This window comes from Burkholderia sp. BCC1640, assembly GCF_902833125.1.
Classification (GTDB): Bacteria; Pseudomonadota; Gammaproteobacteria; order Burkholderiales; family Burkholderiaceae; genus Burkholderia; species Burkholderia diffusa.
The window spans coordinates 1-2204 of record NZ_CADFEF010000075.1 but is presented as its reverse complement, the minus strand read 5'-3'; the positions used below and the strand labels follow the sequence as shown (position 1 = coordinate 2204).

The following is a 2204-nucleotide window of genomic DNA, read 5'->3' as shown; positions in this document are numbered from 1 at the left end:
ATTGGATCGAGGGCTATTACAATCGGCAACGTCTGCATACCTCGATCGACTTCCTTACCCCCGTCGACTACGAGGCTGGTTTGATCGCTGCATAAGATGCTGTACGTGAAAACGAGGCAGGGTCACTCTAGCAACTTGTATCGGAAACGGCAGTGCACGCCGTGTGGCATACTATTCGTCCCCGAGTGGACGCAGCATGACTGCCGATACCTTCAACCCTCCACCTATGGAGAACAGGTATGGGCACCATCCAAGCGCGCCCCCGACAGCGCGACAAGATCCGGTATCAAGCAAAGATTCGGATCAAGGGGTTCTCCTCGCTGTCTCGCACCTTCCCTACCAGAGTCGAAGCCGAGGCGTGGCTCAATGAGCATGAGGCGGAAATCCGCCGCCGCATCCACGCGACGAAGATGGAAACCGAGCGCCAACGGATCGCCGCCGAGTGTGAAGCGCAGTACCGCACGCTCGGCGACCTAATGCGGCGCTATCTCGCGACCGTCACCCCACTGAAGCGGTCAGCCGAGCAAGAAACCCTCCGAATGAATGGCCTTCTCAAGCATGAGCTAGCCGACTGCCCCATCATCAACCTTGACCGGCAGCGCGTCGCGGAATGGCGCGATGTCCGCCTGCTAACTGTCAGCGGATCGACCGTTAGGCGAGACATGACGCTGCTCGCACACGTCGTGAAAATCGGGATAGAGGAATGGGCTGCTCCGCTAGCTCAAAACCCCTTCCAGAAGGTACGTCGCCCGAAAGAATCTCCACCTAGAGATAGGCGACTTCGAACTGGCGAGGAATCAGCCCTGCTGGCCGCGTGCCGCGATGCCCGAGCGCCGTATCTCCGGCCAGTGGTAGAACTTGCGCTTGAGACTGCGATGAGGCAGTCCGAGATTGTCGCACTCGATTGGGCGCACATCAGCCTGTCCGGTCGTTACGCTCGCCTCCCCATGACGAAGAACGGCACGGCTCGTGGTGTTCCTCTGTCGGCCCGCGCCGCGATGATTCTCCAAAGCGTACCAACAGCGTTCGACGCCAACGGCAACCGAACAGGTCAAGTGTTCGCAGGCGTCACGACCGAAGCCGTCAAACGCTCATTCATTCGCGCCGTACGGCGAGCCGAGCTACGCGACTTCCGGTTCCACGACCTGCGGCACGAGGCAACCTCCAGATTCTTCGAGCGCAGGCTGACCGTACCAGAAGTCGCCCGCATTACCGGACATAAGACTTGGACGATGCTCGAACGGTACACGCACCTACAGCTTGACGACGTAGCAAGGCGTCTGGACGGCCCGACCGATCCGGCAGTGACCCCATTGACCATCGAGCAACTAACCCGTGAACTGCGCCGTCTCGTGACATGCGCGGATCGCCTGCTACCGGATGCCGACACAGCCTCACACGTCTAGCGCGGCTCGCGTCGGCTACGCCTCGCTCGGCATAGCGCCCGCCATGCGATAGCGCCCTTCAGTCTGCACGCCTCCGCATGGCCGGCACGCGTGAACGCATTAGCGGCCGAGTGCCGCTTTCAACTGCTCCAACGTGAGCCACTTCCGTTTCGAATGCACAATGCGATGACAGTTAGAGCAAAGGAGGATAAGGTCGCTGACCTTCGTTTTCTCGCCAGGCCGCATGGTATGAACTGGCTTCGTGTGGTGAACATCAATAACCCCGTCACCCAATTCACCGTACTTCTTCAAGAAGTCAAAACCGCATGCGACGCATAAGAGCCGACCGTACCGCTCTTGCGCTTGCTTCTTAGCCTCACCAACGAGCCGCCGATCACGCTCGCGAAAGCGATGCATCCGCGTCGCAACTCTTCCTTCTTCAGCCTCTTCAATGCCCGGCTCGTCCGGCCCCGCCAAGTCTATGTCATTGGAATGTTCGGTGATTCCATCTCTGATGAACTGTGCCACCTCCGCGAGTCGCTGCAAGTCGCGTGAATACTCGTTCCAGACCAGGGCCTCATCCTTATTTCCCCGTGTAAGCCCCGTCTTGCCCTGGGCTGTGTACTCCGGATCCAAGCTCCGGAAGTTCATCAACTTCATGTACACACTGTTCTCGTTACGGTAGGTGTCACTGTGTTGATGTCCGCACAGAACTGACCCACTAGAGCTGAAAATTTTCATCGAATTTTGACCCACGTGATTGAATGCCCTGCTCAATCTTTGAGCAGGGGATACAAAGGTGATCACGGTGGGCATATT

The 2204-nt window shown here is 58.3% G+C and carries 2 protein-coding genes; one reads left to right on the top strand and one right to left on the bottom strand.

The window, feature by feature from the left end; all coding sequences use genetic code 11:
- Positions 1–239: 239 nt before the first annotated feature.
- Positions 240–1406, top strand: coding sequence for a site-specific integrase (locus HWX25_RS32460; protein WP_175912660.1), 1167 nt, complete (start codon positions 240–242; stop codon positions 1404–1406).
- A 99-nt stretch (positions 1407–1505) separates the two neighbouring features.
- On the opposite strand, the gene HWX25_RS32455 is transcribed toward HWX25_RS32460, so the two are convergent.
- On the bottom strand, positions 1506–2204 hold a 699-nt coding region (locus HWX25_RS32455), incomplete at its 5' end, for an HNH endonuclease (RefSeq protein ID WP_208457059.1).